The 20,199-nt window shown below is 63.7% G+C and carries 19 protein-coding genes and 1 pseudogene; 5 read left to right on the top strand and 15 right to left on the bottom strand.

Annotated features, from left to right (window positions below; genetic code table 11):
* Positions 1-9 precede the first annotated feature (9 nt).
* From C2I19_RS15945 to dsdA, 4 genes are read right to left on the bottom strand one after another with little or no spacing between them, the layout of a single operon-like run.
* Positions 10-381: a response regulator gene (locus tag C2I19_RS15945; protein WP_103903652.1), complete on the bottom strand. Its 372-nt coding sequence runs from the start codon at positions 379-381 to the stop codon at positions 10-12.
* An 18-nt stretch (positions 382-399) separates the two neighbouring features.
* Positions 400-1,320 carry a sensor domain-containing diguanylate cyclase gene (locus C2I19_RS15940; RefSeq protein ID WP_103903651.1) on the bottom strand — a complete coding sequence of 307 codons (921 nt, stop codon included), beginning with the start codon at positions 1,318-1,320 and terminating at the stop codon, positions 400-402.
* Between the two features lie 57 nt (positions 1,321-1,377).
* A complete protein-coding gene (gene dsdC, locus C2I19_RS15935) occupies positions 1,378-2,289 on the bottom strand; it encodes a DNA-binding transcriptional regulator DsdC (protein ID WP_103903650.1) in 912 nt (303 codons plus the stop codon).
* 3 nt (positions 2,290-2,292) lie between these two features.
* A complete protein-coding gene (dsdA, locus tag C2I19_RS15930) occupies positions 2,293-3,639 on the bottom strand; it encodes a D-serine ammonia-lyase (protein WP_103903649.1) in 1,347 nt (448 codons plus the stop codon).
* A gap of 220 nt (positions 3,640-3,859) precedes the next feature.
* Here dsdA and C2I19_RS15925 point away from each other — a divergent pair, with 220 nt between their 5' ends.
* Both C2I19_RS15925 and C2I19_RS15920 read left to right on the top strand, forming a co-directional pair.
* Positions 3,860-5,059: an MFS transporter gene (locus C2I19_RS15925; protein WP_103903648.1), complete on the top strand. Its 1,200-nt coding sequence runs from the start codon at positions 3,860-3,862 to the stop codon at positions 5,057-5,059.
* Positions 5,059-8,922 carry a calcium-binding protein gene (locus C2I19_RS15920; protein ID WP_103903647.1) on the top strand — a complete coding sequence of 1,288 codons (3,864 nt, stop codon included), beginning with the start codon at positions 5,059-5,061 and terminating at the stop codon, positions 8,920-8,922. The genes C2I19_RS15925 and C2I19_RS15920 overlap by 1 nt, the downstream gene beginning before the upstream one ends.
* A gap of 97 nt (positions 8,923-9,019) precedes the next feature.
* Here the strand turns inward: C2I19_RS15920 and trpE are convergent, their stop codons facing one another.
* The 4 genes from trpE to rpe all read right to left on the bottom strand — a co-directional run bounded on the left by trpE (position 9,020) and on the right by rpe (position 12,819).
* A complete protein-coding gene (trpE, locus tag C2I19_RS15915) occupies positions 9,020-10,486 on the bottom strand; it encodes an anthranilate synthase component I (protein WP_103903646.1) in 1,467 nt (488 codons plus the stop codon).
* 129 nt (positions 10,487-10,615) lie between these two features.
* Positions 10,616-11,284, bottom strand: a complete 669-nt coding sequence (locus tag C2I19_RS15910) for a phosphoglycolate phosphatase (RefSeq protein ID WP_103903645.1) — start codon at positions 11,282-11,284, stop codon at positions 10,616-10,618.
* 58 nt (positions 11,285-11,342) lie between these two features.
* Positions 11,343-12,095, bottom strand: coding sequence for an SDR family oxidoreductase (locus C2I19_RS15905; protein WP_103903644.1), 753 nt, complete (start codon positions 12,093-12,095; stop codon positions 11,343-11,345).
* A 40-nt stretch (positions 12,096-12,135) separates the two neighbouring features.
* Positions 12,136-12,819, bottom strand: coding sequence for a ribulose-phosphate 3-epimerase (gene rpe / locus C2I19_RS15900; RefSeq protein ID WP_103903655.1), 684 nt, complete (start codon positions 12,817-12,819; stop codon positions 12,136-12,138).
* A gap of 103 nt (positions 12,820-12,922) precedes the next feature.
* On the opposite strand from rpe, the gene apaG reads away from it, so the two are divergent.
* The 3 genes from apaG (at position 12,923) to C2I19_RS15885 (ending at position 16,083) form a co-directional block, all read left to right on the top strand.
* A complete protein-coding gene (gene apaG, locus C2I19_RS15895) occupies positions 12,923-13,303 on the top strand; it encodes a Co2+/Mg2+ efflux facilitator ApaG/CorD (RefSeq protein WP_103903643.1) in 381 nt (126 codons plus the stop codon).
* A gap of 172 nt (positions 13,304-13,475) precedes the next feature.
* The gene (locus C2I19_RS15890; protein ID WP_103903642.1) at positions 13,476-15,263 is read left to right on the top strand and encodes an ABCB family ABC transporter ATP-binding protein/permease; all 1,788 of its coding nucleotides are present in this window, start codon (positions 13,476-13,478) and stop codon (positions 15,261-15,263) included.
* Positions 15,264-15,348: 85 nt separating this feature from the next.
* Entirely contained in the window at positions 15,349-16,083 is a 735-nt protein-coding gene (locus C2I19_RS15885) for a substrate-binding periplasmic protein (protein ID WP_158253737.1), read from the top strand.
* Between the two features lie 11 nt (positions 16,084-16,094).
* On the opposite strand, the gene C2I19_RS15880 is transcribed toward C2I19_RS15885, so the two are convergent.
* The 7 genes and pseudogenes from C2I19_RS15880 to C2I19_RS22065 form a co-directional block, all read right to left on the bottom strand.
* Positions 16,095-16,691 carry a nucleotidyltransferase family protein gene (locus tag C2I19_RS15880; RefSeq protein WP_233201224.1) on the bottom strand — a complete coding sequence of 199 codons (597 nt, stop codon included), beginning with the start codon at positions 16,689-16,691 and terminating at the stop codon, positions 16,095-16,097.
* Complete coding sequence (locus tag C2I19_RS15875; RefSeq protein ID WP_233201223.1) at positions 16,688-17,086, bottom strand: VOC family protein; 399 nt, start codon at positions 17,084-17,086, stop codon at positions 16,688-16,690. The genes C2I19_RS15880 and C2I19_RS15875 overlap by 4 nt, the downstream gene beginning before the upstream one ends.
* Positions 17,087-17,137: 51 nt before the next feature.
* Positions 17,138-17,542 carry a hypothetical protein gene (locus C2I19_RS15870; RefSeq protein WP_103903640.1) on the bottom strand — a complete coding sequence of 135 codons (405 nt, stop codon included), beginning with the start codon at positions 17,540-17,542 and terminating at the stop codon, positions 17,138-17,140.
* A 52-nt stretch (positions 17,543-17,594) separates the two neighbouring features.
* Entirely contained in the window at positions 17,595-18,317 is a 723-nt protein-coding gene (locus C2I19_RS15865) for a metallophosphoesterase (protein ID WP_103903639.1), read from the bottom strand.
* A 21-nt stretch (positions 18,318-18,338) separates the two neighbouring features.
* Positions 18,339-18,992 carry an HD domain-containing protein gene (locus C2I19_RS15860; RefSeq protein ID WP_199181217.1) on the bottom strand — a complete coding sequence of 218 codons (654 nt, stop codon included), beginning with the start codon at positions 18,990-18,992 and terminating at the stop codon, positions 18,339-18,341.
* 78 nt (positions 18,993-19,070) lie between these two features.
* Positions 19,071-19,913 carry a GNAT family N-acetyltransferase gene (locus C2I19_RS15855; protein ID WP_103903638.1) on the bottom strand — a complete coding sequence of 281 codons (843 nt, stop codon included), beginning with the start codon at positions 19,911-19,913 and terminating at the stop codon, positions 19,071-19,073.
* A pseudogene (locus tag C2I19_RS22065) lies at positions 19,910-20,199 on the bottom strand (AraC family transcriptional regulator); the annotation flags it as partial. The pseudogene C2I19_RS22065 and the gene C2I19_RS15855, both read right to left, overlap by 4 nt.

The following is a 20,199-nucleotide window of genomic DNA, read 5'->3' as shown; positions in this document are numbered from 1 at the left end:
GGCGGAGGGTCAGTCGTCGCGGAAAACCTTGTTCAGTACTTCCGCCACTTGTTCTCTCTCGATGGGTTTGCAAATGAAGTACTTGGCGCCGGCGGCGATGGCGTCCACCACCGTGCTTTCCTGGCCGTGCGCGGTGATGATGATGATGGGCTGGTCAGGCTGCTCGCTCAGGATGTGCCGAGTCGCCTCCAGGCCGCTCATCTCGGGCATCTGGATGTCCATGGTGATGACGTCAGGCCGCAAGTCCCGGGCCTTGGCGATGGCCTCCAGGCCGTTGCCGGCCGAGCCGACCACCAAGTGGCCGAGCGACTCCAGGATTTGCCCCAGCCGTTTGAGCACGGCGGGCGAGTCATCGACGATCAGAAAGCTTCTCTGGCGCATGTTCGGCTCCCGGCGCGGCTAGTCGGCGGTTTCGATGCGATTGCGGCCCTTTTCCTTGGCCTGGTACAGCGCCTTGTCGGCGCGGCCGACCAAATCTTTGATGTTTTCGGCCGGCTGGATTTGCGCCACGCCGAAGCTGGCCGTTTTGTGGCCAACCGCTGGAAAAGCATGGGCGGCGACGATGGCGCGCAGCTTTTCCGCCAATTGGGCGGCGCTGTCCAGCGTGGTTTCCGGCAGGATGGCCAGAAACTCCTCGCCGCCCCAGCGTCCCAGCGTGTCCGTGGCGCGGATGTTCGATTGCAGTAGGCGGGCCAGGTCTATCAGCACCGAGTCGCCGGCCTGATGGCCGTAGGCGTCATTGACCTGCTTGAATTGGTCGCAGTCGGCCAGCAGCACGGAAAACGGTTTGCCATAGCGGCGAAAGCGCTGGAATTCCCCGGTGATGACCAGATCCAGCTGATAGCGGTTGTACAGGCTGGTCAGGCGGTCTGTGCGCGCGGATATCTCCAGTTCGCGGTTCTTGAACGCCAGGGTGGCGTGGGCTTCGGTCAGGTCTTTCTGCAGCCGCTTGAGCGCGTTGATTTCGCTGAGCACGCACACCACCTTGGACGAGCCGTCTATCCAAGTGATGCCGCGCTGCTGCACGTGATACCAGTTTTCCGATTCGTCGTCATAGTATTCCGACTGCCGCGGCAGCGCGGGCGGGGCGCTTTCGTGCTGCTGGGCATAACTCAGAAAGTGGCGGTCGCCGCCGGCGCCGGCGAACAGCTCGAAAAAGCGCCTGCCGACGCAGTCGGCGCCCAGCGTGGCGCACATATGCTGGTTGGCGTAGACGATGGTGCCGTCAGCCTGGTCCACCACGAAAATCAGATTGGGCAGATCGTAGACGACGGTCAGCAGGAAACGGTCGAAATCCAGCATGGCGGGAGAGGCATCCATTGATCCGGGCCGGGCGGTTGGACATGGATTCACTATAGGACGCGCGCGGGCGTATGCTCAGCCTGAGGCGAGGGCGTTCAGCCAGGCGATGAGCGCTCGCAGCCGGGCCGATGTCGCGCCGGGCGGGTGAACCAAATGGTAGGCGCAGGCACCGACTGGCGTGAAGCCGCCCAGCGGCAGCAGCAGTTTGCCTTGGTCTATCCAGTCTTGCGCGAGCCGGCGGCGGCCGATGGCGATGCCGGCATGGTGGACCGCTGCGGCAAGGCACAGATCGGAACGGTCAAAGGTCAGGCTGCGCGGCGGCAGGTCGGCTTCGCGGCCGGCCGCGCGCGCCCACAGCGTCCATTCCGCGTCATGGGCGGCGTGGCGCCAGGCGCGGGCGTCGTGCAGCAGCACGCATTCGCGCAGCTTGGCTGGCTGTTCCAGCAACTGGTGGCGTTCCGCGTAGCTTGGGCTGCATACCGGCGCCATTTCCTCCTCCATCAGCTTAGCGCTGGCCAGGCCGGGAAACTGGCCGTCTGCGTAGTACAGCGCCAGATCGACCCCGCCGGCGCGGAAGTCCGCGTCCTCGTTGCCGGTGCGGACGTCCAGCTCGATCAGCGGGTGATCTGCGCAGAAATCCGCCAGCCGCGGCAGCAGCCAGCATTGCGCGATGGACGGGTGGGCGTGCAGGGTGAGCCGGCCGGCCAAGGCATCGGCCTGCGGGAGCAGGGCGGCGTTCAATTCGTCCATGCCGCGGCGGAGCGCCGCATGGATGCGCTCGCCGTCGTCGGTCAGGTGGATGCGCCGCGTCAGGCGCAAAAACAACGGGTAGCCCAGCGCGGCCTCCAGCCGAGCGATACGATGGCTGACCGCGCTGGGCGTCAGGCACAGCTCGGCGGCGGCGCGGGCGAAACTCAGGTGTTCGGCCACAGCCAGGAAGGTGTGCAAATTGGCGAACTGGCCGCCGTCCAGCCGGGGCGGGCGCATGGCTCAGCCCAGCAGCGCGCGGCCGCGCGCCAGATAGGCGTCCATTTCCGCCGCCGGCACCATGCCGCCGCCGGTGGCCCAGATGATATGGCTGGCGCGGGACAGGCGCGCCGGCGTCAGGCGCAGTCGTTCGCGGTAGTCCTGGTTTTCTGTCAGGACGCGGGCCATGCCGGGCGCGCCGGCCAGCGCGGATGGCTCCAGCCGTTGGCCCTCCGCGTCGCGCATCAGGGCCAGCAGCCGGAACAGCTCCTCGTCGCCTACCGTGTAATAGCCGTCTATCAGCCTTTGCATGGCGCGTCCGACGAAGCCGGACGGCCGGCCCACCGCCAGACCGTCGGCCGCGGTACGGTTGTCTATGCCGAAATCCTGCACCGATACCGCATCATGCAGGCCGCTGTAGACGCCGAGCAGCATGCAGGGCGAGTGGGTTGGCTCGGCGAACAGGCAGTGGACTGCGTCGCCGAAGGCCAGTTTCAAGCCAAAGGCCACGCCGCCGGGGCCGCCGCCCACGCCGCAGGGCAGGTGGACGAATAGCGGGTGTTCGGCGTCCACTTTCACGCCGGCGGCGTCCAGCTGCGATTTCAGCCGCATGGCCGCCACGGCATAGCCCAAGAACAGGCTGGTCGAGTTTTCGTCATCGACGAAATGGCAGTCGGGATCCTCTTGCGACTGTCTTCGGCCGAGCGCCACCGCCGCGCTGTAGTCGGAAGCATGCTCGACCACCGTCACTCCGTGGGCGCGCAGCTTGTCTTTCTTCCACTGTCTGGCGTCGGCGGACATGTGCACGGTGACGGCGAAACCCAGCCTCGCGCCCATGATGCCTATGGAAAGTCCAAGATTGCCGGTGGAGCCGACGGCGATGCGGTGGCGGCTGAACAGCGCTCGCGCCGCGGGGGCGTCCAGGCTGGCGTAATCATCCTCCAGGCTCAGCAAGCCGTGTCGCAGCGCCAGCGCCTCGGCATGTTGCAATACTTCGTAAATGCCGCCGCGCGCCTTGATCGAGCCGGAGATGGGCAACAGGTTGTCCGCCTTCAGCCATAGGCGGCCTGGCAGTTCAAGGCCGTAATGACTGCTCAATGCGCGCTGGAACGATGTCGCGGCCAGCAGCGGGGACTCAAGAATGCCGTCAGTGGCGACGGTTTCCGGGAAGGCCAGGCGAAAGTAAGCGGCGAAGCGCCGCAGGCGCGCATCGGCGTCGGCTACGTCCGCAGCGGTCAGGCCAACATCGGCCAGGCCTTCTGCGGCCGGCGCGATGGCGGGGTTGAGCCACTCGCATTCGCGCAGCAACGCCAGATCGGCGATGAGCGGGTGCGTGGCCTGCCAGGCGGCCAATGATTTGCCATGGATCATCTGTCGTCCTTCATGAATGCGCGGCCAAGCTGGCTAGCTAGCTTGGCGCGGGTGATTTTTCCCTAGATTAGACAGGGCTAGGATAACGCTGGCAAAGGATACCTTTGCATGCGACAGATGAAATTGAATCATGTATGGCCCAATAAATGGCAAATGGTATGACATTTATATGCTATTTGGTATGATAATCGGCATGGTAAATGATGATATTAAACTAGCCATGACGCATGCCGACGACGCGAGTCCATCCCCCGAGGACGCCTCTTCGCGCCGCCGCTCGCTATGGGCGGCTGGCGGCGCCCACGCAATCCATGACGGATTGACTGACTTGGTCTATGTCTTGCTGCCGCTATGGCAGGCGCAGTTCGCGATCAGCTACGCCATGGTGGGCCTGTTGCGCGGGTCGTACTCCGGCATGATGGCCGGCTTTCAATTATTGGCCAGCCGATTGGCGCGGCGCTGGGGGCGCAAGCGCATGCTGGTGGGCGGCACGGCGCTGGCGGGCATTGCTTATTTGATAGCCGGGCAGGCTGGCGGCTTGGCCGTGCTGCTGGGCGCCTTGATGCTGGGCGGGCTGGGGGCCAGCGTCCAGCACCCGCTGGCCTCCTCGTTGGTGGCAGACAGCCACGAGGCCGGCGGCGGCGTCAAGCAGGCGCTGGCGCAGTACAACTTCGCTGGCGACATCGGCAAGACGCTGATTCCGGCGCTGCTTGGCTTGCTCTTGACCGTGGCGAGCTGGCGCGTGGGCGTGGCGCTGGCCGGCGCGCTGGCGCTGATGGCGGCCGGCGCGCTATGGCGTCTGATTCCCGCTGGGCAGGGGAGCGCGCAAAGGGCGGCGGAAAAGGCCCAGGACAAGCCTGGGTCGGCAGGCGGCTTGCGCGCGCTGCTGGCCACCGGCGTGATAGACAGCGCGGTGCGCATGGGTTTTCTGACCTTCCTGCCTTTTGTGCTGAAGAGCAAAGGCGCGGGCAGCGCGGGCATTGGACTCGCCTTGTCGCTGCTGTTCGTGGGCGGCGCCTTCGGCAAGCTGTTCTGCGGCTATCTGGGCGCGAGGCTTGGCCTGATGAAGACGGTATGGCTGACCGAGTCCCTAACCGCCTTGCTGATCCTTGTCACGCTGGCGCTGCCTCAGGCCGGCGTGATGGCTGTGTTGCCGCTATTGGGCCTGGTCTTGAACGGCACTTCGTCTGTGTTGTACGGCGCGGTGCCGGAGCTGGCTGGCGCTGGCGGGCGCGAGAGGGCTTTCGCGCTGTTCTATACGGGCACGATAGGAGGAGGGGCCATGTCGCCGGTGCTGTTTGGCCGTGTGGGGGATATGGCCGGCGTTCCGCTGGCGATGAGCATGCTGGCCTTGTTGCTGTTGTTGACGCTGCCGCTGTCGTGGCGGGTGCAATATGCATTTAAATATAAGGAAATATAATGTCGCAATCAAATAATACGTTTGCTAACCCAGTAGTCATCATGGGCGAGCGGAACGGCGTGATGAATGCAGGCAGCGAGCAAGATTGTTTTGTGCTGAACGCAGGCTGCGGTTCGATGGTGCTGAATGAAATGACCCATAAACTCAGCCAAAGCACGGTGGATACGGTGAAGTTGGGCGCAGGGTTCAGCGTCAGCCAGACCAAGATCATTCGAGATCAGTCGAATAACCTGATTTTGGACTTCGGCAATGGCGACCAATTAAAGCTTAGCAATTATTTTGATTCGGCCTGGGGCCGGCCGCTGATCAGCTTTGCCGATGGCAGCAACTGGGATTATGCGGCGATCACGAATCAACTGGTGTTTATCGATACCAGCAGCGGCAGCCATTACCTGTATGGTTTGCACGGAGTGGACAACCGCATCGTGGGCGGGGAGACCGATACCCTGACGGCAAGCGGCGGCAACGATACCCTGACCGCTGGCCACAACAATACCCTGATCGCCGGCACCGGGCGCGACACCTTCGTGCTCAATCGCGGCTGCGGACAAACGGTGTTGAATGAGTCCTCCAAACTCAGCCAAAACACGGTGGACGTGGTGGCGTTGGGCGCGGGCTTCAACGCCGGCCAGACCAAGATCAGCCGTGATCCGTGGAGCAATCTGATACTGGACTTTGGCAACGGCGATCAGCTGACAGTCAGAAACTACTTCAGCAATCCGAATATCACCCGGCCGCTGATCCATTTCGCCGACGGCGTCAGCTGGGACTTCCCGGCCATCGCCAATCAACTGGTGTTTGCCGATACCAGCAGCGGCAGCCAGTACCTGTACGGCCTGACGGGCGTGGACAACCGCATCGTGGGCGGGGAGGCCGATATCCTGACGGCGAGCGCCGGCAACGATATCCTGACCGCGGGCCACAACAATACCCTGATCGCCGGCACTGGGCGCGACACCTTCGTGCTCAATCGGGGCTGCGGGCAGACGGTGCTGAATGAATCCCGCAAGCTCAACCAAAACACGGTGGACGTGGTGGCGTTGGGCGCGGGCTTCAGCGCCGGCCAGACCAAGATCAGCCGTGATCCGTGGAGCAATCTGATACTGGACTTTGGCAACGGCGACCAGCTGACCGTCAAAAACTACTTCAGCAATCCGAATATCACCCGGCCGCTGATCCATTTCGCCGACGGCGTCAGCTGGGACTTCCCGGCCATCGCCAATCAACTGGTGTTTGCCGATACCAGCAGCGGCAGCCAGTACCTGTACGGCCTGTCGGGCGTGGACAACCGCATCGTAGGCGGGGAGGCCGATACCCTGACGGCGAGCGCCGGCAACGATACCCTGACCGCGGGCCACAACAATACCTTGATCGCCGGCGCCGGGCGCGACACCTTCGTGCTCAATCGAGGCTGCGGCCAGACCGTGCTGAATGAGGTGGTCAAACTCAGCCAAAACACGGTGGACGTGGTGGCGTTGGGCGCGGGCATCAGCGCTGGCCAGACCAAGATCATCCGCGATTCGTCGAGCAATCTGATACTGGACTTCGGCAGCGGCGACCAACTGACCATCAAGAACTACTTCAGCAATCCGAATTATATCCGGCCGCTGATCCATTTCTCCGACGGCGCCAGCTGGGACTTTGCGGCCATTACCAATCAACCGCCGAATGCCAATCCCGGCCCGACATTTGTGGCTGGTTCAAACAGCATATTGAATGCGGATGGCAATCAGGATACTTTCGTTTTGAACCGGGGCTGCGGGCTGACGGTGCTGAATGAATCCGCTAAAACCAACCTGGGTCCGATTGATGTGGTGAAGCTGGGCTTGGGCATCAGCGCCAGCCAGACCAAGATTACCCGCGATTTGTCGAACAGTCTTATTCTGGATTTTGGCAACGGCGACAAATTAACCGTGCCCTATTACTTCAACAACCCTAACGCCAACCCTATCGCCCGGCCGCTGTTCAGCTTCGCCGACGGCGTCAACTGGGACTTCCCGGCCATCGCCAATCAACTGGTGTTCACCGATGCCGGCAGCGGCAATCAATTGAGCGGTTTGCAGGGCGTGGACAACCGCATGGTAGGCGCGGCTGGCGATACCCTTAGCGCGGGCGACGGCAAGGATACGCTGACGGCGGGCTTGAACAATACGCTGCATGCGGGGATGGGGCAGGATACCTTCGTGCTCAATCGCGGCTGCGGGCAGACGGTGCTGTATGAGTCTTACAAACTCAACCAAAGCCCGTCGGATGTGGTGAAACTGGGGGCGGGCATCAGCGCCAGCCAGACCAAGATCATCCGCGACCAATCGAACAATCTGGTGCTGGACTTCGGCAACGGCGACCAGCTCACCGTTTACGGCTACTTCTATGATCTTAACGCCAATCCTACCTCCCGGCCGCTGTTCAGCTTCGCCGACGGCAGCAGCTGGGATTTCCTGGCCGTCGCCAATCAATTGGTGTTCACCGATACCGGCAGCGGCAATCAATTGAGCGGTTTGCATGGCGTGGACAACCGCATGGTGGGCGGGGCGGGCGATACGCTTAGCGCGGGCGACGGCAAGGATACGCTGACGGCGGGCGTGAACAATACGCTGCATGCGGGTTCCGGGCAGGATACCTTCGTGCTCAATCGCGGCTGCGGCCAGACGGTGCTGTATGAATCTTACAAAACCAACCCAAGCCCGGCGGATGTGGTGAAACTGGGGGCGGGCATCAGCGCCAACCAGACCAAGATCATCCGCGACCAGTCGAACAATCTGGTGCTGGACTTCGGCAACAGCGACCAACTGACCGTTTACAGCTACTTCAACGATCTGAACGCCAATCCTATCTCCCGGCCGCTGTTCAGCTTCGCCGACGGCAGCAGCTGGGATTTCCTGGCCGTCGCCAATCAATTGGTGTTCACCGATACCGGCAGCGGCAATCAATTGAGCGGTTTGCATGGCGTGGACAACCGCATGGTGGGCGGGGCGGGCGATACGCTGACAGCTGGCGATGGCAACGATGTCCTGACGGCGGGCCGCAACAATACCTTGAACAGCGGCATGGGGCGGAATACTTTCGTGATCAATCCGGGCTGCGGATTGACCGTGCTCAATGAGTTCTCCAAATCCAACTCTAGTCCGGTGGATGTGGTGAAGCTGGGCGCGGGCATCAGCGTCGGCCAGACCAAGATCATTCGCGACCTGTCGGATAATCTGATACTGGACTTTGGCAACGGCGACCAGCTGACCGTCAACGCTTACTTCAACAATCCAAACTACCGTCCGCTGTTCAGCTTTGCGGATGGCAGCAACTGGGACTTCCCGGCCGTCGCCAATCAACTGGTATTTACTGACACCAGCAGCGGCAACCATTACCTGTATGGCTTGCGGGGCGTGGACAACCGCATGGTTGGCGCGGCGGGTGATACGCTGACGGCCGGAGACGGCAAGGATACGCTGACGGCGGGCTTGAACAATACGCTGAATGCGGGGGAGGGGTTGGACACCTTTGTGCTGCGTGCCGGGACTGGCGTCGTCACGGTGAATGACAGTGGCGGCAAGCGGGATGCGAATAGCCGTGATGTACTGCAATTCGCAGATGTCGCGCCAGACCACCTATGGTTCAAGTACGTCAATAGCGCGCTTGAAATCGATGTCTTGGGCACGACGGATGCGGTAATGGTGACGAGCTGGCAAAGCAGCGCCGGTCCGCATATCGGGTCCATCCAGGCGGGTGGAATGACGCTTGCCGCCGCCGACGTCGATAAATTGGTGCATGCCATGGCGGCGTTTTCGGCGCCGGCCGGTGGCGTGCATGCCCTGCCGCCAGATCAGCAGGCGCAACTGCAGCCGATATTGAGCGCCAGCTGGCATTGAAACCCGCGTAATCAGAGCAGCAAAAAGGCCAGCCCGATTGGACTGGCCTTTTCTTCATGGGTTTTGCGGCCTAAAGGGGCCGCAGGCCAGAACGGCCTCAGGCATCCAGCCCGTCGCGCACCATTTGCGCCGCGCGCAGCACGGCGCGGGCCTTGTTCTGGGTTTCCTGCCATTCCGATTGCGGCACAGAATCCGCCACGATGCCGGCGCCGGACTGCACGTAGAGCATGCCGTTTTTCAGCACTGCGGTGCGGATGGCGATGGCCAGGTCCATGTCGCCGTTGAAGCCCAGATAGCCCACGGCGCCGCCGTAGACGCCGCGCTTGCTCGGCTCGAACTCGTCTATGATCTGCATCGCCCGCACTTTGGGCGCGCCGGACAGCGTGCCGGCGGGGAAGGTGGCCTTGATCACTTCGATATTGCTGATCTTGCGGTCCACCACGCCTTCCACGTTGGAGACGATGTGCATCACGTGGGAATAGCGCTCGATGGCCATATTGTCGGTGATCTTGACCGTGCCGATATCGGCGACGCGGCCGATGTCGTTGCGGCCCAGGTCCATCAGCATCACGTGTTCGGCGATTTCTTTCGGGTCGGCCAACAGCTCGGCCGCCAGCGCCTCGTCCTGCTCGCGAGTCTGGCCGCGCGGACGCGTGCCGGCGATGGGCCGCACGGTGGCGATGTCGCCGTCGCGGCGTACCAGGATTTCCGGCGAGGCGCCCACTACGTGGAAATCATCGAAATGATAGAAGAACATATACGGCGATGGGTTCAGGTTGCGCAGCGCGCGGTACAGCGCAATGGGCGAGCCGCTGAATGTTTGCTTCATGCGTTGCGCCAGCACGACTTGCATGATGTCGCCATCGTGGATGTAGCGCTGACAGGCGGTCACCGCTTCTTTGAAGGCCTCTTCGCCGTATTCGGAGACGGCTTCGCCCTCATCGGGCAGCGGCAGCGATAGCGGAATGGACAACGGTTCGCGCAGCATGGCGCGCAGTTCGGCCAGACGCGCCTGCGCTTTGGACAGAGAATTGGGCACTTCCGGGTCCGCGTACACCACCAGATAGAGCTTGCCGGACAGATTGTCGACGATGGCGATTTCTTCGGACAGCATCAGCAGAATATCCGGAGTGCCTATGGAGTCCGGCTTTTGGGTATCGGCCAGCCGGCGTTCGACATAGCGTATGGTGTCGTAGCCGAAGTAACCCACCAGGCCGCCTGAATAGCGCGGCAAGCCGGGCAGCTCGGGGGTGCGGAAGCGGTTCTGGAATTGCTCGATGAAGGCCAGCGGGTCGCCGTCATGGCGCTCTATCACCTTGTCGCCGCATTCCACCTGGGCTTTGCGGCCATTGACGCGAATGCGGGTACTCGCCGGCAGCCCGACGATGGAGTAGCGGCCATGGCGTTCGCCGCCGACCACGGACTCCATCAGATAGCTGTAGGGCTGGTTGGCCAGCTTCAGGTAGATGGACAGCGGGCTGTCCAGATCGGCCAGCAGTTCCTGCAGCACCGGGATGCGGTTGTAGCCTTCGGCGGCCAGGCGGTCAAATTCTTGCGCTTGCATGGGGTTCTTCCTTGATGGTGTCAGTTGCGGCTTGGGCGTGCTGGAGGTGTTGCGGGCGACGCCATCGCCAGCTGGCGGGGCTGGGAAGAAAGGCCATGGGCGGTTGAATTCCTTTAGCGTTGAGCGGGATCAGTTATTTTTCATCAAATCGTACAGCTCGGCAATACTGGCCAGCGTCAGGTCCGCGCCCAGCGTGAACGCGTCGGCGTAGCCGTAATTGACGGCGATGGCCGCGCTGCCGGCGGCGCGGGCGGCCGCCACGTCATTGGTGGAGTCTCCCACCATGGCCAGCTCCTTGGGCGAAATGCCCAGCACCTGGCAGGCGTGTTGCAGCGGCAAGGCGGACGGTTTCTTCTCCGACAGGGTGTCGCCGCCCAGGACCAGGCTGAAGGGGTCGCGCAGGTCCAGTTGTTCCAGCAGCGGCAGGGCGAGCCGCTCGGATTTGTTGGTGATGACGAGCAGCGGCAGCTTGAGGGCGCGCAACAGGCCTAAGCCGTCGCGAACGCCGGCGTAGACTGTGGTCTGGTCTGCCAGATGCTCGCGGTAATGCTGGACGAAGAAGCGGTAGCCGCGCTCCCAGGCGGGGCCGTCGGCCTCGGCGTGGCGCTCGTCGGTGATGGCGCGGTGCACCAGGCTGGCGATGCCGTCGCCGACATGGCTTTTAATGCGCTCGGGATCCAGCGGCGGCAGGCCCAGGTGGGCGCGCATGGCGTTGGCGGCATTGGCCAAATCGGGGATGGAGTCTACCAGGGTGCCGTCCAGGTCGAAGGCGACGGCCTTGATGTGCTTGAGATTCATGTGTCTGCTTTTGAAACCGCGGCCGGGGGCCGCGGCGGAATAGAGGATGCGGGGGTGTTTACAGTTCGCGGATGTCGACGACAGGCGTCTTGCCGAAGGCCGGCGAGACCAGATAGTCCACTATCTGGCGGGCCGCTTCGGCCGGCGAGGCGAGCGCGCCGTCGGCCTTGTAGGCGTCGAAGCGCGCTTTTTGCGGGAACTGCGACGAATCGCTGGAGCGGATATTGCCTTGCATGTCGGTGTCCACCACGCCGGGATACAGCGCGACGACCTGCGCCGGATTGGCCTTGCTTTCCTGCTCCGCCGCCACGCTGCGGCCGAAGTGGTCCAACGCGGCCTTGGTGGCGCAATACACGCTCCAGCCTGGATAGGCCTTGGCGGCGGCGCCGGAGGAAATGTTCAGGATGCGGCGGCGAGCGGCGAGATGGTCTGTAGCGGCCAGCAGAGCGTCGGCGGCCAATAGCGGCGCGGTGACGTTGATGGCGACGGCCTTGACCACCTCGTCGGCCGGGTAATGACCGGCCTGGGCGATGGGCGTCACCACGCCGGCGTTGTTGATCAGCGTGATCGTCGCGCAATCCGGCAAGGGGAGCTGTTGCAGCGCGGTGTGGACCGAAGCGGCGGCCTGGCTGGCGTCTGACAGGTCGGCGTTGACGGCCAGCAGGCGATCCGGGTGGCGGGCGGCCAGGCCTTCCAGCGCCGGGCCGGCGTTGCGGGCGATGCCGACCACGAAATAGCCGTCGTTCAGCAAGGCCTCGCAGATGGCGAAGCCCAGGCCGCGCGAGGCGCCGGTGACGATGAATGCATGCATTGCTTTACCCCTTGATGAATGGAAGGATGCGGCCGCGCTCTTATGCTTGGGCGCGAGCCAGTTCCGCGCGCATGGCGTCAATGACCGCCTTGTAATCCGCTTGGCCGTAGATGGCGGAGCCGGCTACGAAGGTGTCGGCGCCGGCGGCGGCCACCGCGGCGATATTGTCCACCTTGACGCCGCCGTCCACCTCCAGCCAGATTTCGCCGCCATGCTTGGCGGTGTATTCGTCGATGCGCAATCTCGCCTGGCGGATCTTTTCCAGCGCGTGCGGAATGAACGATTGTCCGCCGAAGCCGGGGTTGACCGACATGATCAGTATCATGTCCAGCTTGTCCATCACATGGTCCAGATAGGACAGCGGCGTGGCCGGGTTGAACACCAGACCGGCCTTGCAGCCGGCGTCCTTGATCAGGCCCAGCGTGCGGTCGATGTGTTCAGAGCCTTCCGGATGGAAGGTGATGATGTCGGCGCCGGCCTTGGCGAAGGCGGCGGCTAGCGCATCCACCGGCTTGACCATCAGGTGAACGTCGATGGGCGCGCTGCTGTGAGGGCGGATGGCCTCGCAGAACATCGGGCCCATGGTCAGGTTGGGGACGTAGTGGTTGTCCATCACGTCGAAGTGGATGATGTCGGCGCCAGCGGCGATGACATCGCTGACTTCCTGGCCCAGGCGGGCAAAATCGGCGGACAGAATGCTGGGGGCGATACGGAAAGTGCGCATGGCGAGGCTCTGGAACGAAAAACAAGGAATGCCGGGCATTCTACCGCGCCAAAAGCGCTTTGGCCGGATAAAATGAAGGACATATTGATCCGGAGGAGCCGAAATGGCCGAGAAAGTCTATCAAGTTGAAGTGGAGGCGGAGCCCCAATACATCGCCGAACAGTCCAATATGGCCAACGACATCTATGTCTTCGGCTATCGAGTACGCATCGTCAATACCGGCAGCGAGCCGGCCCAGCTGGTCAGCCGCCACTGGATCATCACCGATGCCAATCAGCAGGTGCAGGAAGTGCGCGGCATGGGCGTGGTGGGCGAGCAGCCGCACCTGGAGCCGGGCCAGGCTTTCGAATACACCAGCGCCACCCACCTGAAAACGCCTTACGGCAGCATGAAGGGCAGTTACCAGATGGTGGCGGACGATGGCCGGCGTTTCGAGGCCGACATTCCGGAAATGACGCTGGTGGCGCCGCGCGTGCTGCACTAATCGCGTTTACAGGTCGGGTCCTTGTCGTCGCGCGGCCAGGTCCACCATACGATGAAGGAGGCGAGCGCCGCGGCGCCCAGCGCTTCCAGCAATAGAATCCACATGACGTCTGCCCCTTTGCGAGTGAAGCTTTTTTCAATTTGGGTCAGGCTCCAGCCACAGGCAAGTTTTTATGCGCATGACCCATACCGGCCCGGCGCCGACCGACCGCAACGACTGGCAGACCCTGAAAACGCTATTCCCGTATTTGTGGGATTTCAAGTGGCGGGTGACGCTGGCGCTCTGTTGCATGGTGCTGGCCAAGGTGGCGGCTGTTACCGTGCCGCTGTACCTGAAAGACATCGTCGACCAGCTGTCCGTGCCGGCCACGCTGCTGGCCATCCCGGTGCTGGCGCTGACTGGCTACGGCGTGGCGCGGCTGCTGTCCGGCGTGCTGGGGGAGTTGCGCGACGCGGTGTTCGCGCGCGTGATCCAGGGCGCGGTGCGCAGCGTGGCGCGCAATGTGTTCCGCCACCTGTTCAAGCTGTCCTTGCGTTTTCATCTGGAGCGCCATACCGGCGGCATGAGCCGCGACATCGAGCGCGGCACCAAGGGCATAGGCTTCCTGCTGAATTTCACCGTGTTCAACATCCTGCCCACGCTGCTGGAAATCGGCATGGTTTCCGCCATCTTGCTGCACCGCTATGCCTGGGAGTTCGCGGCGGTGACCCTGGGCACCATCGCCATCTACATCGCGTTCACGCTCTTGGTCACGGAATGGCGCACTGTCTACCGTCGCACCATGAATGACCTGGACTCCAAGGCCAATTCCAAGGCGATAGACGCGTTGCTGAACTACGAGACGGTCAAGTACTTCAATAACGAGGAGTACGAGTCCAAGCGCTACGACCGCAATCTGGAGGCCTGGGAGGCCTCAGCGATCAAGAACCAGGTGTCGCTGTCCTTGCTCAACGCCGGACAGGCGGCCATCATCGCCATCGGCGTCACGCTGGTGATGGTGTTGGCGGCGCGCGACGTGGTGGCGCACCGGATGACGGTGGGCGACGTGGTGCTGGTGGCAACCTTCATCACCCAGCTGTATGCGCCGCTGAACTTCCTGGGCTTCGTCTATCGCGAGATCAAGCATTCGCTGGCCGATATCGAGCGCATGTTCACGCTCTTGGGCGTCAACCTGGAAGTGGCCGACTCGCCGGACGCCAAGACGCTGGATACCCGCGGCGCGGCAGTGCGTTTCGATCATGTGGGCTTCGCCTACGAAGCCAAGCGGCAAATCCTGCACGAGGTGGACTTCACGATTCCGGCCGGCCAGACGCTGGCGGTGGTGGGCGCCAGCGGCGCCGGCAAGTCCACGCTGTCGCGGCTGCTGTTCCGTTTTTACGACGCGACCTCCGGCGCGGTGCGCATAGACGGCCAGGACATCCGCGGACTGACCCAAGACTCGCTGCGCGCGAATATCGGCATCGTGCCGCAGGACACGGTGCTGTTCAACGACACGGTTTATTACAACATCGCCTATGGCAAGCCGGGCGCGACGCGCGAAGAAGTGATGGAAGCGGCCAAATCCGCGCATATCCATGATTTCGTCAGCAGCTTGCCGGACGGTTACGACACCATGGTGGGCGAGCGCGGACTGAAACTGTCGGGCGGCGAAAAGCAGCGCGTGGCCATCGCCCGCACTATTCTGAAGAATCCGCCGATACTGATTTTCGACGAGGCCACCAGCGCGCTGGACTCGCGCACCGAGAAAGCCATCCAGCACGAGTTGGCCGCCATCTCCGCCAACCGCACCACGCTGGTCATCGCCCACCGGCTGTCCACCATAGTCGACGCGAACCGCATTCTGGTGCTGGATGCCGGCCGGGTGGTGGAGCAGGGCAGCCATCGCGAGCTGTTGGACAAGGGCGGGCGCTATGCCGAGATGTGGCGGCTGCAGCAGGAGAGCGAGGCGGTGACCGAGTAGCGCGGGCGGCGCTTTCCCGGATCGGCCTCGGGTTCGCATGGCTATTGCCAGGAAGGGAGCGGGTGTGATCGCCAGGTGCTTTCTCTTGTCGTTGAGCATATTGTGGGCGGTTGCCGTCTGGGGCGCGGAACGGAAAGTCACGCTGTGCTATGACAAGTACCCGCCATACGCGATGGGCGAGTTCGACTCGCTGGCGGACAGCGGCATCAAGGTGCGCGTGCTGCAGGAGATAGGACGGCAGCTTGGCCTGACCGTCGCCGTCAAGATACTGCCGTGGAAGCGTTGCCTGTCCGAGGCGCAGGATGGACGGGTTGACGGCATCCTGCCCTTGTATAAAACGCCTGAGCGCGAGCAGTTCATGGAGTTTTCCGAGCCGGTCATGCGGCAGTACAACTGTTTCTTGTATAAAAAAAGCGCGTTTCATGGAACCGTGGATTGGAAGGACTATGAGACCTTGAAAAGCCACCGCCTGGGCATGGAGATAGGCTCGGTAGTGGACAAGGACATGGAAGCCGCTTTTGAATCCGCCCATCCGATTCAGCGGGCGGTGGATTCGGTCACGCTGATCAAGATGATGGAGTCCGGCCGCATTGAGCTGGCGACCGTGGATTCGAACGTCGGCAAATTCCTGGTTCGGCAACAGGGCGTGGAAGACACGGTTGGCGTCTCCGACGTTCCCATAGGCAAGCTGAGCTATGCCGCTTTCGGTTTATCCAAGGCATCCGGCGCGGCGAAGTGGATTCCGGATTTCAACAAAGCGCTGGCGAGAATGCGCGCGACCGGGCAGCTGGACAAAATATTGGGCGCGCCGGTGGAGTAGCGCGGCGGCGCTTATTCAAGCTCGATGCTCACGCCCGGCCAGCGCTCCTGATATCGTTTGCGCGCTATCCGCTCCCGGTAGGTTTCCTGGCTGACGCGCGTCGGGTTGCGCCGGATGCGCATGGCCAGCAAGTCGGCTAGTCCATGCGGCGCGATGACGCGCAGCCGGTCGGCCTCATCCAGAGTCACGCCCACGGCTGTCGCGTACTCCGGCCAGGTAGCAATGGCTTCTTCCAAGGAGCGCAGCGGCGCCGCCTCGTGGCCAAAATACTGGCCGAACCACAGATGCACCGCCGCCTGGTTGGTCACTTCCCAGGGGCGGCCCGGCGCGATGGCCCGCAGCTGGGCCAGCAGCGCGTCATCGCGCGCTTGCTCCAGGCGTGTTGGGTCGAAGTGGGCGACGTCGATGTCGGACAACGCCGACGGCTGGGCGTAGTCGTGCAAGCGGTCCCATACCGCGTTGCGCACGGCGCCGGCGCCTATGCACCAGGAGGCCAGCCCCAATTGCCGCACGTCGCGCAGGGCCGTCATCAGCCACGGCGTGTCCTGAATGATGGCGCACAGGCGGGCCTCGTCCGCTTGAGAGGCGTTGAGTTGCGAGTCGCTCACACCGGGCTCTTGGCGTTTTGCAGCACGGTGCGGTAGCCGTCGTGGTCGACGAAGGTGACGCCTTTGACTTCCCAATAGGGATTGGCGGACGGCGCTTGGGCGAAGCCGGCGGCGCGCATGCAGGCGCAGGCGGCCTCCCATTCGGCGTGGTCCGGCAGATAGAACACCAACAGGTCTTCCACCGTGGGCGTCGGCGGCGCCGGATGTTGATGGCTGACGATGAATTCCAGGTGATAGGCGGCGCCGGGCAGGCCCAGCATGACGCCGTCGAAACCGTCATGGCCGCTGAAACCGCCCAATACCTGGAAGTTCAGACCCTCGCAGTACATGGCTTTGCTGAGCGCCAGACTGCTGACCGGACGGGCGATGCGTAGATGGGGAATATGCAGGTACATGGCGGGCGTCCGGCGGATGGCGATGCTTCATCATGCCATATGGGTCGGCCTTCAGCCAGTTTTGCCGGCCTTGATCTGTTTCATTTCTTCTATGACTTGCGCGCCTTGCGCCAGCGCCTGGCGCAGCGCGTCGGCCTGCGGCAGCTCGGCGAAGGCCAGCTCCGGGTCCAGCGCGGCCAGGGAGCGGCGCGCGCAGGCGCAGACTTCGGCCGCGGCGGTGAAGTCGGCCGGCCCCATGACTTTGCCGTTGCGGATGCGGCGGTAATAGGCGCGGGTGGAGTTCAGGTACTGGGCGGCGCCTTCATTGCCGTCCAGCGCGCCGGCCGCGGCCAGCGTTTCCAGCAGATGGGTCAGCTGGCGGCAGGCTTGCTCGGCGCGGTGGTAGCGTTGCTCCTGCTCGCGGCGTTCCTGTTGGCCCGGTTTGGGGGCGGCGGTTTTCTTCTTGCGCTCGGCCATGGCGTTTCCTTGTTCTAAGCTGCGCGATTCTAGCCCCGCGGGCGTTTCGCGTCTAATGCAGCTGGAAGCGGGCCAGGTGTTCGAAGCTGGCCGGCAGCGAGACTTCGACGAAGTCGTCCAGGCAGAACAGCGTCAGCTTGCCGCCGTAGACGGCGCCGGTGTCGAGGTGCATCACGTTGTCGTACATGACTGCCCGCTCTTGCGGCGTGTGGCCCACCAACAGCAGATCTACCCCCGCCACGTGGCCGGCGCCCTGGTTCAGCGCGCGCTCGCGCGACCATAGCAGGGTGTCGTAGTCCTGTTCGCTGGGATTGTCCGCCTCCAGCCGAGCCGCCAGCGTGGTCCAGTCGTTATTGGGGCAGTCGGCGTGGACGATGCCTATCTTGCCGTCTTCGGCGCTGATTTCTATCGCCAGCGGCAGCTGGGACATGGCGGCGACGCAGGCGTCGCGCGCGGCGGGCGACAGTTCGGTCAGCCAACGGCCGCCGTTGCGCAGATGGCGCTCGCTGTCCTCCAGCGGATTGCGCATGGCGTCCAGCGCCATCTGCTCGTGATTGCCGCGCACGGCATGAAACCAGGGCTGGGCCAGCCATTCGCCCACCATGCGGCTGTCCGGCCCCCTGTCAACCAAGTCGCCGACCGAGATCAGCCTGTCCACGGTCGGATCGAAGGCGATGATTTTCATCAGCCGCCGCAGCTGTTCGAAGCAGCCGTGCAAATCGCCCACCACCCAATCTCTCCCCGCGCGGTTGCGCGGTAGTTTTCTGATCATCATGGCGGCGATTCATCCTTTCGTTCAGCGCGCCATCCAGTCCCGGCAGAATTCGTCGCGGAATTGGAGCAGCCACTGCAGTTTGCGTTCGGCCATGGCCCGGCCGGCCTCGGTCTGCATCATGCCGGGCAGCTTGGCGAGCTTGACGTCTATGTGGTCTATCGCCCAGGCTTGGTCGTCCAGGCCGCGCTGTTCCGCCAATGGGTCCAGCGGATGCGCCAGGGCGCGGCCCATGCGGCCGGAGACGTAGAACATGCGGGCCAGGCCCACCGGTCCCAGCGCGTCCATGCGGTCCGCGTCCTGCACGATCTTGGCTTCCAGCGTGCGCGGCGGAATCGCCGCGGAGTAGCTGTGCGCCTCGATGGCGTGGGCGAGATTGTCCAATTGGGCGGCGCTGAGGCCGCTGTCTGCCAGTAAGTCGCGCGCGCGCTCGGCGGACCAGCGCGAGGCCTGCTGGCGCTGCGGATGGTTTTTGGGCAGGTTGACCAGATCGTGCAGATAGCTGCCGGCCATCACCACCAGCGCGTCAGCGTCCGGGTAGTGTTCCAGCAGCTGACGCGCTACCGCCCATACGCGGTGCAGGTGGCTGAGGTCGTGAGCGCCGTCGTTGTCAGGCGGTTGTCGTTCCAGCAGGGCGATCAGCCTGTGCTGCCATTCGGTTTGCAATTGCGCATGCATTGAGGTGTTGCCTTGTGTCGCGGGCGCCGCGGCTGCGGCGCTTCATTTCATTTTATCACCGGCGCTCGTTTGTGCATTTCAGTCGCTTGCCTTGCCCAGTTCCCATTGCGACAGGCGGTAGGCAGCCTGATGCCGCAGCAACAGGCTGATCAAGGCCAGATCCCGGCTGTCCACATTGTTGAAGCTGAGCCGGCCGTTCGCCGTCAACTGCTGGCCCGCGCGCAGCAGGCTGCCGGCTATGCCCTGGCGCCTGTGGCCGGGCGCGACTTGCAGCTCTACTATCTCGCCGTCGCTCGACATCAGCAGCGAACCCAGCAGCGCGTCCGCGCGCCGCACGGTCAGCCAGCGCAGCGGCGGCTCGGCGCGCAGCAGCGATTCGCGGCGGTTGGGCACGGCGGGCGGGTAGGCCAGATTGGCAGGGGGCCAGTCTGCGGCCGCATGCTCGGCATGGATGGTGACTGGCCAGTAGCCGCGCGCGGCGATGGGTTCCTGGATCTGGTAGCAGTCGAGCCGGCGCAGGATGGCGAATCCCAGCGCGGCGTAGGCTTGCTGGGCGCGCTGGTTGCCGTCTATCACCTCCAGCCGCTGGCGGCGAATGCCGCCTTCGGCCAGCAATGCCGTCACCAATCCGGCCATGCCGGTCAGCGCGCCCTGGCGGCGGCCTTCCGGCGCGACGCCGGCGGCGATGCAATAGCCCTCGGTCTCGCCGTCTATGTCGGGCGTGGCGGTCAGCCAGAAACCGGCCAGTTGGCCGTCCATCCAGGCGCCGGCGCTGAGAGCCGGCTGCCAGCCGCGGCGGCTCAGCATGGCGGACAGACTTTCCAGCGAGGGCTGGGCCGGCACGATGTAATCGCTGAAGGCGGCCAGGAAGCAAGGGTGCAGATCGGCCGGCGTCAGCTCGGAAAGCGGGGCGAAGTTCATGACAAGGCGTTTTCCGGGGCGGACACGGCGGACAACGCGCGCTCCACGTAGTCCCGCTCTTCGCCCACCGGGGCGACGTAGGACAGGATCTCGCGGGCTGTTTGCTCTCCAGCCAGCCGCAGCAGCACCCAGGCGGCCAGGTATTGCGAAGCCAGGCAGCCGCCGGCGGTGGCGACGTTGCCTGTGGCGCGGAAGGCGCGCGGCGCCACCGCGACGCCGCGTTGCTCCAGCATGGGCCGCGTCATGCCGTCGGTGCAGGCGACGCCATCGGCGAGCAAGCCCAGGC

The organism is Chromobacterium alticapitis, from assembly GCF_002924365.1.
GTDB classification, from domain to species: Bacteria; Pseudomonadota; Gammaproteobacteria; order Burkholderiales; family Chromobacteriaceae; genus Chromobacterium; species Chromobacterium alticapitis.
Note: the sequence above shows the minus strand (reverse complement) of the source record. Positions and strands in the feature narration are given on the sequence as shown.

Coding starts and splice junctions, on each gene's coding strand:
- C2I19_RS15945 (WP_103903652.1), bottom strand. CDS start 381: ATGCGCCAGAGAAGCTTTCTGATCGTCGATGACTCGCCCGCCGTGCTC.
- C2I19_RS15940 (WP_103903651.1), bottom strand. CDS start 1,320: ATGGATGCCTCTCCCGCCATGCTGGATTTCGACCGTTTCCTGCTGACC.
- dsdC (WP_103903650.1), bottom strand. CDS start 2,289: ATGCGCCCGCCCCGGCTGGACGGCGGCCAGTTCGCCAATTTGCACACC.
- dsdA (WP_103903649.1), bottom strand. CDS start 3,639: ATGATCCATGGCAAATCATTGGCCGCCTGGCAGGCCACGCACCCGCTC.
- C2I19_RS15925 (WP_103903648.1), top strand. CDS start 3,860: ATGACGCATGCCGACGACGCGAGTCCATCCCCCGAGGACGCCTCTTCG.
- C2I19_RS15920 (WP_103903647.1), top strand. CDS start 5,059: ATGTCGCAATCAAATAATACGTTTGCTAACCCAGTAGTCATCATGGGC.
- trpE (WP_103903646.1), bottom strand. CDS start 10,486: ATGCAAGCGCAAGAATTTGACCGCCTGGCCGCCGAAGGCTACAACCGC.
- C2I19_RS15910 (WP_103903645.1), bottom strand. CDS start 11,284: ATGAATCTCAAGCACATCAAGGCCGTCGCCTTCGACCTGGACGGCACC.
- C2I19_RS15905 (WP_103903644.1), bottom strand. CDS start 12,095: ATGCATGCATTCATCGTCACCGGCGCCTCGCGCGGCCTGGGCTTCGCC.
- rpe (WP_103903655.1), bottom strand. CDS start 12,819: ATGCGCACTTTCCGTATCGCCCCCAGCATTCTGTCCGCCGATTTTGCC.
- apaG (WP_103903643.1), top strand. CDS start 12,923: ATGGCCGAGAAAGTCTATCAAGTTGAAGTGGAGGCGGAGCCCCAATAC.
- C2I19_RS15890 (WP_103903642.1), top strand. CDS start 13,476: ATGCGCATGACCCATACCGGCCCGGCGCCGACCGACCGCAACGACTGG.
- C2I19_RS15875 (WP_233201223.1), bottom strand. CDS start 17,086: ATGTACCTGCATATTCCCCATCTACGCATCGCCCGTCCGGTCAGCAGT.
- C2I19_RS15870 (WP_103903640.1), bottom strand. CDS start 17,542: ATGGCCGAGCGCAAGAAGAAAACCGCCGCCCCCAAACCGGGCCAACAG.
- C2I19_RS15865 (WP_103903639.1), bottom strand. CDS start 18,317: ATGATGATCAGAAAACTACCGCGCAACCGCGCGGGGAGAGATTGGGTG.
- C2I19_RS15860 (WP_199181217.1), bottom strand. CDS start 18,992: ATGCATGCGCAATTGCAAACCGAATGGCAGCACAGGCTGATCGCCCTG.
- C2I19_RS15855 (WP_103903638.1), bottom strand. CDS start 19,913: ATGAACTTCGCCCCGCTTTCCGAGCTGACGCCGGCCGATCTGCACCCT.